This window comes from Massilia sp. BKSP1R2A-1 (assembly GCF_050586525.1).
In the GTDB taxonomy this organism is placed as follows: domain Bacteria; phylum Pseudomonadota; class Gammaproteobacteria; order Burkholderiales; family Burkholderiaceae_D; genus Telluria.
Map to the genome: position 1 here is coordinate 193,715 of NZ_JBOBRE010000001.1, position 13,511 is coordinate 207,225.

The window sequence follows — 13,511 nt, forward strand, 5'->3', positions numbered from 1 at the left end:
CGTGAGTACCGCCATGAACACCAATCACCGCAAACCCCTCCCAGGCACTTCGCTGGACTACTTCGACACGCGCGCCGCGGTCGACGCCATCCAGCCCGGCGCCTATGACATGCTGCCCTATACCTCGCGCGTGCTGGCCGAGAACCTGGTCCGCCGCTGCGACCCGGCCAGCATGAGCGACGCCCTGAAACAGATCATCGAACGCAAGCGCGAACTGGACTTCCCCTGGTTCCCGGCGCGCGTGGTCTGCCACGACATCCTGGGCCAGACCGCCCTGGTGGACCTGGCCGGCCTGCGCGACGCCATCGCGCTTCAGGGCGGCGACCCGGCCCTGGTCAATCCGGTGGTCCCGACCCAGCTGGTGGTCGACCACTCGCTGGCCGTCGAGTGCGGCGGCTTCGATCCGGATGCCTTCGAGAAGAACCGCGCCATCGAGGACCGCCGCAACGAAGACCGCTTCCACTTCATCGAGTGGACGAAAAAAGCGTTCCAGAACGTCGACGTGATCCCGCCCGGTAACGGCATCCTGCACCAGATCAACCTCGAGCGCATGTCGCCGGTGATCCAGAGCGAGCAGGGCGTGGCCTATCCGGACACCCTGGTCGGCACCGACTCCCACACCCCGATGGTCGACGCCCTGGGCGTGATCGCGATCGGCGTGGGCGGCCTGGAAGCGGAGAGCGTCATGCTGGGCCGCGCCTCGTACATGCGCCTGCCGGACATCGTCGGCGTCGAGCTGACGGGTAAAGCGCAGCCCGGCATCACCGCCACCGACATCGTGCTGGCGCTGACCGAGTTCCTGCGCAAGTCGAAGGTCGTCTCCGCCTATCTGGAGTTCTACGGCGAAGGCGCGTCGAGCCTGACCCTGGGCGACCGCGCCACGATCTCGAACATGGCCCCGGAATTCGGCGCCACCGCCGCGATGTTCTACATCGACGAGCAGACCATCAAGTACCTGCGCCTGACCGGCCGCGAGGAAGAGACGGTGCAGCTGGTCGAAGCCTATGCCAAGGAAGCCGGCCTGTGGGCGGACAGCCTCACCACCGCCCAGTACGAGCGCGTGCTCTCGTTCGACTTGTCGACGGTCGTGCGCAATATCGCCGGTCCGTCGAACCCGCACAAGCGCGTGCCGACCTCGGAACTGGCCGAACGCGGCATCTCGGGCGTGGTCGAGAACGAGCCGGGCCTGATGCCCGACGGCGCCGTCATCATCGCGGCGATTACCAGTTGCACCAACACCAACAACCCGCGCAACATGATCGCGGCCGGCCTGATCGCGCGTAACGCCAACCGTGCGGGCCTGCTGCGCAAGCCCTGGGTCAAGAGCTCGCTCGCGCCGGGATCGAAGGCGGTCGCCCTGTACCTGGAAGAAGCCGGCCTGATGCCGGAACTGGAAAAGCTGGGCTTCGGCGTCGTTGCCTTTGCCTGCACCACCTGCAACGGCATGAGCGGCGCGCTGGACCCGGCGATCCAGCAGGAAATCATCGAGCGCGACCTGTACGCGACCGCCGTCCTGTCGGGCAACCGCAACTTCGACGGCCGCATCCATCCCTATGCCAAGCAGGCCTTCCTGGCTTCGCCGGCGCTGGTGGTGGCCTATGCGATCGCCGGCACCATCCGCTTCGACATCGAGAAGGACGTGCTGGGCGTCGACGCCGCTGGCCGCGACATCCGCCTGGCGGACCTGTGGCCGTCGGACGACGAGATCGATGCGGTGGTGGCGAGCAGCGTCAAGCCGGAGCAGTTCCGCAAGGTCTACACGCCGATGTTCGCGCGCGTGGTCGACGACGGCGCCAGCGTGAGCCCGCTGTACGACTGGCGTCCGATGAGCACCTACATCCGCCGTCCCCCGTACTGGGAAGGTGCGCTCGCGGGCGAGCGTACGCTGGCGGGCATGCGTCCGCTGGCGGTCCTGGGCGACAACATCACCACCGACCACCTGTCGCCGTCGAACGCCATCCTGCTCGATTCGGCCGCCGGCGAATACCTGGCGAAGATGGGCCTGCCGGAAGAGGACTTCAACTCCTACGCGACCCACCGGGGCGACCACCTGACGGCGCAGCGCGCGACCTTCGCTAACCCGACGCTGAAGAACGAGATGGTGCGCGACGCCATGGGCAATGTGAAGGCCGGCTCGCTGGCGCGTGTCGAGCCCGAGGGCACGGTCACGCGCATGTGGGAAGCGATCGAGACCTATATGGAGCGCAAGCAGCCCTTGATCGTGATCGCCGGCGCCGACTACGGCCAGGGCTCCTCGCGCGACTGGGCGGCCAAGGGCGTGCGCCTGGCGGGGGTGGAAGCCATCGTGGCCGAAGGCTTCGAACGCATCCACCGCACCAACCTGGTCGGCATGGGCGTGCTGCCGCTCGAGTTCAAGCCGGGCGTGAACCGCCTGAGCCTGGGCATCGACGGCACCGAGACCTTCGACGTGATCGGCGAGCGGACCCCGCGCGCCGACCTGACGCTGGTCATCCATCGCCGCAACGGTGAGCGCGTCGAGGTGGCGGTGACCTGCCGTCTCGACACCGCCGAGGAAGTGGCGATCTACGACGCGGGCGGCGTGCTGCAGCGTTTCGCGCAGGACTTCCTGGAATCGTCGGCTCCCAAAGCTGCCGCGTCATCGCACACGTGATGTGAACGCGTGGGCGAGGGATCGCCCACCCTGCAAAACCGGTACGCGTAGGGTGGGCGGTCCTCCGCCCACGCGTTCAACCGGCGTCTGAAACGCCCCAAAAGGACTTACATGGCCCATACCCCCCAAATCAAGATCCCCGCCACCTATATGCGCGGCGGCACCAGCAAGGGCGTCTTCTTCCGCCTGCAAGACCTCCCCGAAGCCGCGCGCGTGCCGGGTGCGGCGCGCGACGCGCTCCTGCTGCGCGTGATCGGCAGCCCCGACCCCTATGCCAAGCAGATCGACGGCATGGGCGGCGCCACCTCGAGCACCAGCAAGACCGTCATTGTCGCCAGGAGCGAGCGCGAAGGCCACGACGTCGACTACCTGTTCGGCCAGGTCTCGATCGACAAGCCTTTCGTGGACTGGAGCGGCAACTGCGGCAACCTGTCCTCGGCGGTCGGCTCCTTCGCCATCGCGAGCGGCCTGGTCGACCCCGAGCGCCTGCCGCAGGACGGCATGGCCACCGTGCGCATCTGGCAGGCGAACATCGGCAAGACCATCATCGCCCACGTCCCGATGGCGAAGGGCGAAGTCCAGGAAACCGGCGACTTCGAACTCGACGGCGTGACCTTCCCGGCGGCCGAAGTACAGCTCGAATTCCTCGACCCGGCGGCCGAAGAGGAGGGCGCCGGCGGATCGATGTTCCCGACCGGGAACCTGGTCGACGAGCTCGAGGTGCCCGGCGTCGGCACCCTGCAGGCGACCATGATCAACGCCGGCATCCCGACCATCTTCGTCAATGCCGAAGCGATCGGCTACAAGGGCACCGAGCTGCAGGAGGCCATCAACGGCGACCCGCGCGCGCTGGCCATGTTCGAGACGATCCGCGCCCATGGCGCGGTGCGCATGGGCCTCATCAAGAGCATCGAGGAGGCGGCCAAGCGCCAGCACACGCCGAAGGTGGCCTTCGTGGCGAAACCGGCCAACTACGTCGCTTCCAGCGGCAAGCAGGTCGCGGCAAGCGACGTCGACCTGCTGGTGCGCGCGCTCTCGATGGGCAAGCTGCACCACGCGATGATGGGCACGGCGGCGGTGGCGATCGGCACCGCCGCCGCCATTCCCGGCACCCTGGTCAACCTGGCGGCCGGTGGCGAAGGAGGGGCCACCGAGCGTAGCGCGGTGCGTTTCGGCCACCCCTCCGGCACCCTGCGGGTGGGCGCCGAGGCGGTGCAGGTGGACGGCGAGTGGCAGGTCGCGAAGGCGATCATGAGCCGCAGCGCCCGCGTGCTGATGGAAGGCTGGGTGCGCGTGCCCGGCGATTGCTTCTGATTGAAGTCACTTTGATGGGCCGCAACAACGCGGCCCATATTTTGTGTTTGTTAGTTTTGGAGACAAAGCGGTTTGTGGTTTATGATTGCTAAAAGGCAAGTTAGCCGGACGACAATCACGACACCATGGACCGATACGCCAGCGAGCTGCCCTTTGCGGACGACAGCGATTCCGCCCGCGACATCGAGCATGCGATGCTGCGCGTCGCCTTGCGCGAGCAGCACGCCATCCTCGAAAACGCGCCGGTCGGCATCGTTTTTACGCTCCCCGGGCAGTTCAAGTCCTGCAATCCGCGCATCTGCGAGATGCTCGACTATTCCTACGCGCAGCTCGCGCGCATGCATCCGGCCGAGATCTTCGGCTCGCACGCGGCCTACCAGGCGCTGACCGACGAAGCCTATCCCGTGCTCGCCACCGGCGGCCTGTTTGAAAAGGGCGAGTATCCCTTCCGGCGCCGCGACGGCACGATGATGTGGGCGCGCCTGCGCGCCCGCGCTGTCGATCCGAACGCGCGCGAGGCCGGCACCATCTGGATCGTCGAGGACGTCACCGAGACGCGCCAGGCCATGATCGAGGTGCAGGCGATCATGACCAATGCCCCGATCGGCATCATGTTCGCGCGCAGTCGGGTCATCCAGCGCTACAACCCGGCCTTCGGCGCCATGTTCGGCTACCGCGACGGCGAGGCGCTGGGCCGCTCGACCCGCATCCTGTATCGGGACCAGGAGAGTTTTGCCGCCATGGGCGACGCCGCGTACCCGCAACTTGCGCGCGGACACGCCTACCGCGCCGAGACCGAAATGGTGCGCAGCGACGGCGGGCGCATCTGGGTGCAGATGAACGGCTACCTGTTCAATGCCGAGGATCCGGAACAGGGTTCGATCTGGATGATCGAGGACCGGACCCGCGAGCGCGCCGACGAGATCCAGCTGCGCAATGCGCTGATGGAGAACCGCGCCATCCTCGACAACGCAGTGCTGGGCATCGCGGTGGTCGAGGACGGCGTGACCCTGCACTGCAACAGCAAGATGGAAGAGCTGTTCGGCGCCGAGGCCGGCGGCATGGACGGCGCGCCGGTCGCCGCCCTCTACCCGAACGAGGCCGGTTTCCTGGCCGCGCGCGCCGAGACGGCCACGAGCTTCGCGGCGGGGCAGGTGCACACGACCGAAGTCGAACTGCGGCGGCGCGACGGCCGGCGCTTCTGGGCGCGCCTGTCGGGGCGCCTGTTCGACGTCGCCGACCAGCGCGGACGCAGCGTCTGGCTGCTGGACGACATCACGGCGCGGCGCGAAGCCGCCGAGGCGGTGCGGCGCGCGCGCGACGAGCTGGAATTGCGGGTGGCCGCGCGCACCGCGGAGCTGGCCGGCGCCAACAAGCTGCTGCGCGAGGAAATTGCGGAGCGGCGCCAGGCCGAGGCCCGCGTACACCATCTGGCGTACTACGACAGTCTGACGCGCCTGGCCAACCGCGCGCTGCTGTCGGACCGGCTTGATTGCGCCGTGCGCTCGGCGCAGCGCAACGGACGCACGCTTGCCGTCATGTTCATCGACCTGGACCGCTTCAAGAACATCAACGACACGCTGGGCCACGCGACCGGCGACTACCTGCTGTGCGAGGTTGCCAAGCGCCTGTGCACGGCCGTACGCCACAGCGACACCGTGGCGCGCCTGGGCGGCGACGAATTCGTGGTGCTGCTGCCCGACGTCGGCGGCGCCGAGGAATGCGGCCAGGTCGCCGGCAAGATCATCGAGGCCCTGGCCACCCCCGTTCCCTTCGAAGGCCACAGCCTGCACATCTCGCCCTCGATCGGCATCTGCCTGTGCCCGGACGACGGCGCCGACGTCGACACCCTGATGCGCCACGCCGACGCCGCCATGTACCACGCCAAGGCGGCGGGCCGGAACAACTACCAGTTCTTCAACCAGCGCATGAACCAGGCGGCCGCGCGCCGCTTCGAGCTGGAATCGAGCCTGCGCGGCGCCCTCCAGCGCGGCGAGTTCGAACTGCACTTCCAGCCCATCGTCGACACGGCATCGCGCCGCCTGCACGCGCTCGAGGTGCTGCTGCGCTGGCGCAGGGGCGGCAAGGACGGCGGCGAGACGCTGGTCGGACCGGACGAATTCATCCCGATCCTGGAGGAGAACGGCATGATCGTGGCGGTCGGCGAATGGGTCATCAGGAACGCCTGCGAGCAGAGCATGGCCTGGCAGGCCCAGGGCCTGGCCGCCGTGCCGCTGGCGATCAACCTGTCGGCGCGCCAGTTCATGCACGACGGCCTGGTCGACTCGATCCGCTGCATCGTCGGCGAGACCGGGATCGACCCCGCGCTGGTGGAATTCGAGATCACCGAGACCGCGCTGATGCAGCACGGCGGGCAGACGCTCGAGATCCTGCGCCAGATGAACGGCATGGGCATGCGCCTGTCGATCGACGATTTCGGCACGGGCTACTCGAGCCTGGCCTACCTGAAGCGCTTCCCGGTCAGGAAGATCAAGATCGACCGCGCCTTCGTGCGCGAACTCGAGGCGAGTGCGGAAGACCGCGCCATCGTCGCGGCCGTGATGGCGCTGGCGAACAGCCTCGGTTTGTCGGTGGTGGCCGAGGGCGTCGAGACGGAAGCGCAGGCCGGCCTGCTGCACGGCCACGGCTGCCAGTATGCCCAGGGCTACCTGTTCGCGCGGCCGCTGCCAGCCAGCCAGGCGGCGCGCCTGCTGCTCACGCGGGATTGCGCCAGGGACGCGCTTCCAGCGACTGCCTGAGCAGCTCGAGGAAGCGCATGGTGCGCGCCGGGCGCTGGCGCTGCTAGTCCGCCAGCGTCGCGACCACCGGCGCGTGATCCGAGGGCTGCTCCCACTTGCGCGTCTCGCGGTCGATGTGGCAGGCGCTGCAGCGTTCGGCCAGTTCTTTGGTCAGCAGGATGTGGTCGATGCGCAGGCCGCGGTTGCGGCGGAAGGCCATCTGGCGGTAGTCCCACCAGCTGTACTGCTTCTCCGGCTGCTCGAAGAGGCGGAAGGCATCCTGCAGGCCCATGTCCATCAGGCCCTGCATGGCTTCGCGCTCGGGCGGCGTGAAGTGTATGTGGTTTTCCCATTCCGCCGGATCGTGCACATCGCGCGCCTCCGGCGCGATATTGTAGTCGCCGAGCAGGGCCAGGCGCGGATGCGCCGCCATCTCTTGCGCGATCCATTCCTTCAGTGCGGCCAGCCAGGCCATCTTGTAGGCGAACTTGTCGCTGCCGATCTCCTGGCCGTTCGGCATGTAGGCGCAGACGATGCGCGTCCCTCCGATGGTGGCGGCCAGGATGCGCTGTTGCTCGTCCTCGAAAAGCGGATTGTTCTTCTGTACGTCCTCGATCGGGTGCTTCGAGAGGATGGCGACGCCGTTATAAGTCTTCTGGCCGGTGAAAGCGACCCGGTAGCCGGCTGCTTCCAGTTCGGCGACCGGGAATTTGTCGTCGGTGAGCTTGGTTTCCTGGATGCAGAGCACGTCCACGGGATTGGCTTCCAGCCAGTTCAGCAGGTGGGCGAGGCGGACTTTCAGCGAATTGACGTTCCAGGTGGCGATCTTCATGGTCGGCGCAGCAATATGGCAAATAAACAAAGCGGCATCATAACCGTTTGCAAGCCGGGCCGGGACCGCAGGTTTTCCGTATCGATGGCAAACCGACTATGTGTGCTGAATAAAATACGCCAATGTGACAGTTGTATTGATGCCTGTAATAAGGCAATTGTTGTTGAGATGCCCACAATATTGCGTGCGAAGCAATTTGCTATGTTAGAATCACTTAATAGAATACTAAAAGAATGTGGCAGTTTTATGCAAACGGGGCTGTAAAACCATTCGTAAAAGCATTAAACTAGCGCCGGAGCATGTAACACTGTTTCTTTACGGGAATAGAGTAATTGCGTTGATGCAACTAACGTTGTACTATTTGCAGACTGACCTCAGTTCGGAATTTCTTGAATGTCCGCGCAATCGTGCGGACGGGTAGGGAAGCCTGAAATGCTATATTGCGAAATATTGTTTTTTCGATAGCAGATGATGAAACCGGACGCCGATTTACAAAGGACTGAAATGCGCACTGCATTTGAAGCGTGGGCCCAGCGCGAAGGCCACATCACCCGCCGCCGCGAAGACAAGCCGGAGGAGTATCTCGTCTATGAAACCCAGCGCCGCTGGGTGATCTGGCAGGCAGCCCTGACGCACGGCGCCAAGGCAGCCGCCGAAGCCCCGTCGAAGTTCGCCAGGGAGCCGCAAGCGGGCGCCGTCACCCAGGACGAAGCCGCGGTCCGCAACCGCGTGCTCAACGAAGTGCTGGACGCTTTCAGCGAACTGGACGAAGCCGCCGGCATGGAAGGCGTGCTCAAGGTGATCCAGAGCCTGAAGAAAAAGCAGAAGGACGTGGCCGAAGCCAAGGCCTGAGTTGGCCGCGCCCACTCGCTACCGCCACTACAAGGGCGGGCTCTACGAGCTGGTCTGCGAAGCCGTGTTGGAAGCGGACCACACGCCCGTGATGGTTTACCGCGGCCAGGACGGCGCCGTGTGGGTGCGCCCGAAGGCGGCCTTCTTCGAAACCGTCATCCATGACGGCGTGGCCACCCCACGCTTCGCGCCGCTCGATCGCGACTGACCCTTCAGACTTTCCTCTTGCCTGCCGTAAATGGGGCATGAAGTGTTTTTTGGCGGGTTCCATGTCGCGTTATCTCTCCCTCTTGCTGGCCGCGCCGCTGTTTCTCAGCGGCTGCGCCACGCTGTCCGATTCTCCCCAGCAGCAGCTCGAACTGCATGCCGTGCTCGACTTCCAGGAAGTCGGCGGCGTGGGTTGCGTGCTGAGCAATGACATGGGCCGCTGGTTCGTGGTCCTGCCGAACCGGGTCACGGTCACCCGCAGCACCAGACCGCTCACCGTCACCTGCAAGAAGGACGGCCTGGCGGTGGCGCGCGAGAGCCTGGGATCGCGGGCGGACACGACGAGCCTGATGGGCAATGTCGTCATCAGCGCCGGCCTGGGCGCCCTGGTCGACCGTCATTCGGGGGCGGGCTATTCCTATCCGGCGAATTACACGGTGCTGCTGCAGCCGGTGAAATCGCAGGATGCGGTGGCCTATGAGCAGCGGGTGAACGGCCCGGTGTTCTGAACGTGCCCGCACAAACAAACAGCCCCGCAAGCGGGGCTGTTTTTCTTGGTGAAAGAATATTTCACCAAGGCCGTGCAGGTGAAATTTTATTTCACACGCGGTTCAGCAGGAAGGTGGTCAGGAGCGGCACCGGACGGCCGGTCGCGCCCTTGGCCGCGCCCGATTTCCAGGCGGTGCCGGCGATGTCCAGGTGGGCCCAGGTGTACTTGCGGGTGAAGTTCTCCAGGAAGCAGGCCGCGGTGATCGAGGCCGCGCCCGGGGTACCGATATTGGCCAGGTCGGCGAAGTTCGACTTCAGCTGCTCGTTGTAGTTCTCGCCCAGCGGGAAGCGCCATGCCACGTCGCCGGCCTGCTTGCCGGCGTCCAGCAGTTCCTGGGCCAGCGCGTCGTGCGCCTCGTCGTGACGGGTGAACAGGCCGCTGGTGTGGTGGCCCAGGGCGACGATGCAGGCGCCGGTCAGGGTGGCGATGTCGACCACGGCGGCCGGCTTGAAGCGCTCGGCGTAGGTGAGGGCGTCGCACAGGATCAGGCGGCCTTCGGCGTCGGTGTTCAGGATCTCGATGGTGAGGCCGTTCATCGAGGTCACGATGTCGCCCGGCTTCGAGGCGCGGCCCGAGGGCATGTTCTCGCAGGCGGCGACGATGCCGATCACGTTCAGCTTCAGGCCCATCTCGCCGATGGCGCGGAAGGTGCCCAGCACCGAGCCGGCGCCGCACATGTCGTACTTCATCTCGTCCATGCCGGGACCCGGCTTGATCGAGATGCCGCCGGTGTCGAAGGTGATGCCCTTGCCGACCAGGACCACCGGCGCATCCTTCTTGTTGCCCCCCATGTGCTTGAGCACGATGAACTTCGGCGCCTCGTCGCTGCCCTTGGCCACCGACAGGAAGCTGCCCATCTTCAGCGCTTCCAGCTGCTTGCGCTCGAGCACTTCGATGTCGAAGCCGTACTCGTCGGCCAGCTGGCGCGCGGTGTTGGCGAGGTAGGTCGGGGTGCAGACGTTCGGCGACAGGTTGCCCAGTTCCTTGGTCAGCTGCATGCCGTTCGAGATGGCGATGGCCTGGGCCAGCGTGCCTTTGAGCGCGGTGGCGGCATTCGCGGCGTCGGCCGCGATGACGATCTTGCGCACGCCGGCGACGGCCGGATCCTTCTTGCTCTTTTGGGTATCAGTGCGGTGTTCGGTCTCATTGGCCGCGATCACCAGTAGACGCACCGCCCAGTTGACGTCACGGTCTTTCACATCCACGAGCGGGAATGCGATAATGGCATCCTGGCTGCCCAGGGTGCCGAACACTTTCAGCGCCGCGCCGACCGCGGTGGTGAAGGTCTTTTCGGCGATCTGGGTGTCAGCGCCCATGCCGACCAGCAGCACGCGCGCCGCGCCGACACCCTTCAGGCCGCGCAGCAGCAGGGTCGAACCGGCCTTGCCGCTGATGTCGCCGGACTTGAGCGCCGCGGTGATCTCGCCGCCGGCGTCGAGGGCCTGGGCGGCTTGCGACAGCTTCTTGTTCTCGAACACCGCGACCGCCACGACGCCCGCTTTCGCTGCGGCGAGGGTGTTCTTGGTGTCGAATGCTTTTATGCTAAAGTCCATTTTTGGTTCTCCGGTTCGGTAATTTTTGAGCACGAATGCCTTTTGGGCACGCGCTCTTAACCAGCAATTATAGCTATTTATTGAATGATATTTCGACGCGCCCTGCAACGTGAATTGGCCAGTTCGGCCGGCGCCACCTTTACGGTGCTGTTCACCGTCCTGGTCACCTGGACCCTGATCCGCGTGCTTGGCAGCGCCGCCGGCGGCAAGGTCGCATCAGGCGACGTGCTGGCCCTGATCGGTTTCGCCATCCTCAGCTACCTCCCGGTCATCCTGACGCTGACCACCTTCATCGCGGTGCTGGCCGCGGTCACGCGCAGCTACCGCGATTCCGAGATGGTCGTCTGGTTCGCCTCCGGCATGTCGCTGCGCCGCTGGATCGGGCCGGTCTTGACCTTCGGCCTGCCGATCATGGCCCTGGTGGCCGTGCTGGCCCTGGTCGTGACGCCCTGGGCGGCCATGAAGCGCACCGAATTCGTCGAGCGCTTCCAGAAGCGCGAAGACCTCAAACGCGTGGCCCCGGGCCAGTTCCGCGAATCCTCGTCCTCCGACCGCGTCTTCTTCGTGGAACGCTCCACCGCCGGCGCCACCGTGGTGCAGAACGTCTTCGTCAACTCCAACGACGGCAACCGCAACTCCGTCGTGGTCGCGAAAGAGGGCGTGATCGAGACCGACGCCAAGGGCGGACAGTACCTGGTGCTGACCAATGGCCGCCGCTACCAGGGCACGCCGGGCCAGGCCGATTTCCAGTCGATGGAATTCGAGCGCTACAGCATGCGGGTCGCGACCAAGATGCCGGTGCTGGGCGCCGACACGCCGATCAATGCGCTGCCCACATCCAGCCTGCTGCAGGTCGAGAACCAGTACACCCGCGCCGAACTGCTCTCGCGCATCTCGGCCCCGATCGTCTGCCTGGTGCTGATGCTGCTGGCGATCCCGCTCGGCTTCGTCAATCCGCGTGCGGGCAGCTCGGCCAACATGATCCTGGCACTATTGATTTTCTTCACCTATAACAACCTGACCAAGCTGCTGGAAAAAAGCGTCCAGCGCGGCAAGCTGGACTTCGCCATGGCCTGGTGGCCGCTGCACCTGGCAGCCGCGCTGGCCGTGCTGGCCCTGTTCGCCTGGCGCCTGAACGTCAACCACCGCTGGCATCCGCTGGTCCTGATCAACGCCTGGAAGCGCAGGCGCATCGTGCATCCGCCTGTGTCGGCGCCGGCCAAGGTGGAGGCGCAATGACCATCCTGCAACGCTATTTCGCGGTCAGCATCATCCAGGCCGTGTCCTTCGTGGCGGTCGCCTTCCTCGGCCTGATCTCCTTCATGGACCTGAGCGGCGAGCTGCCCTCGGTGGGCAAGGGCGGCTACGATTTCCAGAACGCGCTGATGTACGTGCTGCTCCAGATGCCGGGCAATGTCTACCAGGTGATGCCGGTGGCCGCCCTGATCGGTACCATCTACACGATGGCGCAGTTCGCCTCGAGCTCGGAATTCACCATCATGCGCGCCTCCTCGATGTCGACGCGCACGGCGGCGTCCATGGTGTTCAAGGTCGGCATCCTGTTCGTGCTGGTCGCCTTCGTGTTCGGCGAGCTGATCACGCCGCGTACCGCGCCGCTGGCCGAACGCGTGCGCCTGGCCGCCAAGGGATCCACCCTGTCCGCCGAATTCCGCTCGGGCATGTGGACCAAGGACAGCATCCACACCGAGGGCGTGAAGGGACCGGTGATCGGCACGCGCTTCTTCAACGTGCGCCAGATCCGTCCGGACGGCCAGCTGGTCGACGTGCGCCTCTACGAATTCGACCCGAACATGCGCATGCGCGCCCTGATCACCGCCACGGGCGGGCGCTACCAGGGCAACAACACCTGGCGCCTGACCGGGGTCAGCGAAACCCTGTTCAGCAACAGCCGCGCGCTGCCCGCGCCGGGCACGCCGCGTCCCGAGGGCCAGAGCCTGCAGGCCGCCTTCGGCCAGGAGACCCTGGCCGTCAGCACGCGCAAGCTCGAGTCGCTGGAACTGGCGTCGGAAATCACGCCGAAGATCCTGTCGGTCTCGCGTTCCGACCCCGAACGCATGTCGGCCAACGAGCTCGCCGTGTACACGCGCCACCTGGCCGAGAACCGCCAGGAGACCGACCGCTTCAAGGTGGCCTTCTGGAAGAAAATCATCGACCCGCTGTCGATCCTGGTGCTGATGGCGCTGGCCCTGCCTTTCGCCTACCTGCACACCCGCAGCGGCGGCGTGAGCCTGAAGATCTTTGTCGGCATCATGATCGGCGTGAGCTTCCTGCTGCTCAATGCCCTGTTCTCGCACCTGGGCGTGCTCACGGCCCTGCCGGCCTTCTTCACGGCGGCGGCGCCCAGCATCCTGTTCTCGCTGCTGGCCATCGGGGCCCTGTGGTGGGTGGAGAGACACTGATGAAACGCGCCCTGGTCCTGTTCGCCCACGGCGCCCGCGCCGCCAGCTGGGCCGCCCCCTTCGAGCGCCTGCGTGATGGCTTGCGCGAGCAATTGCCCGGCACGCCGGTCACGCTGGCCTTCCTGGAACTGATGGAGCCGCGCCTGCCGGAGGCGGTGGCGGCGCAGGTGGCGGACGGCGTCGATGACGTCACCGTGGTGCCGGTCTTCCTGGGGAAGGGCGGCCACCTGCTGCGCGACCTGCCGGCATTGGCCGAGCAGATCCGTGCGGCCCATCCGGGCCTGCGCCTGCAGCTCGCCGGTGCGATCGGCGAAGACCCCGGCGTGCAGGCCGCGATGCGCGACTACTGCGTGCGCAGCCTTGGCGTTTCCTGAGCTGTAATGACGCCCTGACAGGCACCCTGCCCAGTCGGC

Annotated in this window: 11 protein-coding genes; 9 read left to right on the forward strand and 2 right to left on the reverse strand. The window is 66.0% G+C overall.

What is annotated here, in order from left to right; genetic code table 11:
• The first annotated feature begins 13 nt into the window (after nt 1-13).
• From acnD to ACQ7JA_RS00845, 3 genes are all read left to right on the forward strand, one after another.
• The gene (gene acnD / locus ACQ7JA_RS00835) at nt 14-2,632 is read left to right on the forward strand and encodes a Fe/S-dependent 2-methylisocitrate dehydratase AcnD (protein ID WP_430893988.1); all 2,619 of its coding nucleotides are present in this window, start codon (nt 14-16) and stop codon (nt 2,630-2,632) included.
• A 111-nt stretch (nt 2,633-2,743) separates the two neighbouring features.
• Nucleotides 2,744-3,946 (forward strand): 2-methylaconitate cis-trans isomerase PrpF, encoded by a 1,203-nt coding sequence (gene prpF, locus ACQ7JA_RS00840; RefSeq protein WP_430893990.1) that lies wholly within the window; start codon nt 2,744-2,746, stop codon nt 3,944-3,946.
• 125 nt (nt 3,947-4,071) lie between these two features.
• A complete protein-coding gene (locus ACQ7JA_RS00845) occupies nt 4,072-6,705 on the forward strand; it encodes a sensor domain-containing protein (RefSeq protein ID WP_430893992.1) in 2,634 nt (877 codons plus the stop codon).
• A gap of 43 nt (nt 6,706-6,748) precedes the next feature.
• On the opposite strand, the gene xth is transcribed toward ACQ7JA_RS00845, so the two are convergent.
• Entirely contained in the window at nt 6,749-7,516 is a 768-nt protein-coding gene (xth, locus tag ACQ7JA_RS00850; protein WP_430893994.1) for an exodeoxyribonuclease III, read from the reverse strand.
• Between the two features lie 504 nt (nt 7,517-8,020).
• On the opposite strand from xth, the gene ACQ7JA_RS00855 reads away from it, so the two are divergent.
• The 3 genes from ACQ7JA_RS00855 to ACQ7JA_RS00865 all read left to right on the forward strand — a co-directional run bounded on the left by ACQ7JA_RS00855 (nt 8,021) and on the right by ACQ7JA_RS00865 (nt 9,084).
• Nucleotides 8,021-8,368 (forward strand): hypothetical protein, encoded by a 348-nt coding sequence (locus tag ACQ7JA_RS00855; RefSeq protein ID WP_430893996.1) that lies wholly within the window; start codon nt 8,021-8,023, stop codon nt 8,366-8,368.
• A gap of 1 nt (nt 8,369) precedes the next feature.
• Nucleotides 8,370-8,576: a DUF1653 domain-containing protein gene (locus tag ACQ7JA_RS00860; RefSeq protein WP_430893998.1), complete on the forward strand. Its 207-nt coding sequence runs from the start codon at nt 8,370-8,372 to the stop codon at nt 8,574-8,576.
• Nucleotides 8,577-8,637: 61 nt separating this feature from the next.
• Nucleotides 8,638-9,084, forward strand: coding sequence for a hypothetical protein (locus ACQ7JA_RS00865; protein ID WP_430894000.1), 447 nt, complete (start codon nt 8,638-8,640; stop codon nt 9,082-9,084).
• Between the two features lie 91 nt (nt 9,085-9,175).
• Here ACQ7JA_RS00865 and ACQ7JA_RS00870 read toward each other — a convergent pair whose 3' ends face one another.
• On the reverse strand, nt 9,176-10,678 hold the full coding sequence (locus ACQ7JA_RS00870; RefSeq protein ID WP_430894002.1) for a leucyl aminopeptidase: 1,503 nt from the start codon (nt 10,676-10,678) through the stop codon (nt 9,176-9,178).
• A gap of 84 nt (nt 10,679-10,762) precedes the next feature.
• On the opposite strand from ACQ7JA_RS00870, the gene lptF reads away from it, so the two are divergent.
• Genes lptF through ACQ7JA_RS00885 form a run of 3 tightly spaced genes read left to right on the forward strand, consistent with a single transcriptional unit; the run spans nt 10,763 to nt 13,472 of the window.
• Nucleotides 10,763-11,917, forward strand: coding sequence for an LPS export ABC transporter permease LptF (gene lptF / locus ACQ7JA_RS00875; protein WP_430894004.1), 1,155 nt, complete (start codon nt 10,763-10,765; stop codon nt 11,915-11,917).
• Nucleotides 11,914-13,098 carry an LPS export ABC transporter permease LptG gene (gene lptG, locus ACQ7JA_RS00880; RefSeq protein WP_430894006.1) on the forward strand — a complete coding sequence of 395 codons (1,185 nt, stop codon included), beginning with the start codon at nt 11,914-11,916 and terminating at the stop codon, nt 13,096-13,098. The genes lptF and lptG overlap by 4 nt, the downstream gene beginning before the upstream one ends.
• Nucleotides 13,098-13,472 carry a sirohydrochlorin chelatase gene (locus ACQ7JA_RS00885; protein WP_430894008.1) on the forward strand — a complete coding sequence of 125 codons (375 nt, stop codon included), beginning with the start codon at nt 13,098-13,100 and terminating at the stop codon, nt 13,470-13,472. The genes lptG and ACQ7JA_RS00885 overlap by 1 nt, the downstream gene beginning before the upstream one ends.
• The last annotated feature ends 39 nt before the right edge of the window (nt 13,473-13,511 follow it).

What these genes read in the sequence shown, in the direction of transcription:
- acnD (WP_430893988.1), top strand. Translation starts at nt 14, where the DNA reads ATGAACACCAATCACCGCAAACCCCTCCCAGGCACTTCGCTGGACTAC.
- prpF (WP_430893990.1), top strand. Translation starts at nt 2,744, where the DNA reads ATGGCCCATACCCCCCAAATCAAGATCCCCGCCACCTATATGCGCGGC.
- ACQ7JA_RS00845 (WP_430893992.1), top strand. Translation starts at nt 4,072, where the DNA reads ATGGACCGATACGCCAGCGAGCTGCCCTTTGCGGACGACAGCGATTCC.
- xth (WP_430893994.1), bottom strand. Translation starts at nt 7,516, where the DNA reads ATGAAGATCGCCACCTGGAACGTCAATTCGCTGAAAGTCCGCCTCGCC.
- ACQ7JA_RS00855 (WP_430893996.1), top strand. Translation starts at nt 8,021, where the DNA reads ATGCGCACTGCATTTGAAGCGTGGGCCCAGCGCGAAGGCCACATCACC.
- ACQ7JA_RS00865 (WP_430894000.1), top strand. Translation starts at nt 8,638, where the DNA reads ATGTCGCGTTATCTCTCCCTCTTGCTGGCCGCGCCGCTGTTTCTCAGC.
- ACQ7JA_RS00870 (WP_430894002.1), bottom strand. Translation starts at nt 10,678, where the DNA reads ATGGACTTTAGCATAAAAGCATTCGACACCAAGAACACCCTCGCCGCA.
- lptF (WP_430894004.1), top strand. Translation starts at nt 10,763, where the DNA reads ATGATATTTCGACGCGCCCTGCAACGTGAATTGGCCAGTTCGGCCGGC.
- lptG (WP_430894006.1), top strand. Translation starts at nt 11,914, where the DNA reads ATGACCATCCTGCAACGCTATTTCGCGGTCAGCATCATCCAGGCCGTG.
- ACQ7JA_RS00885 (WP_430894008.1), top strand. Translation starts at nt 13,098, where the DNA reads ATGAAACGCGCCCTGGTCCTGTTCGCCCACGGCGCCCGCGCCGCCAGC.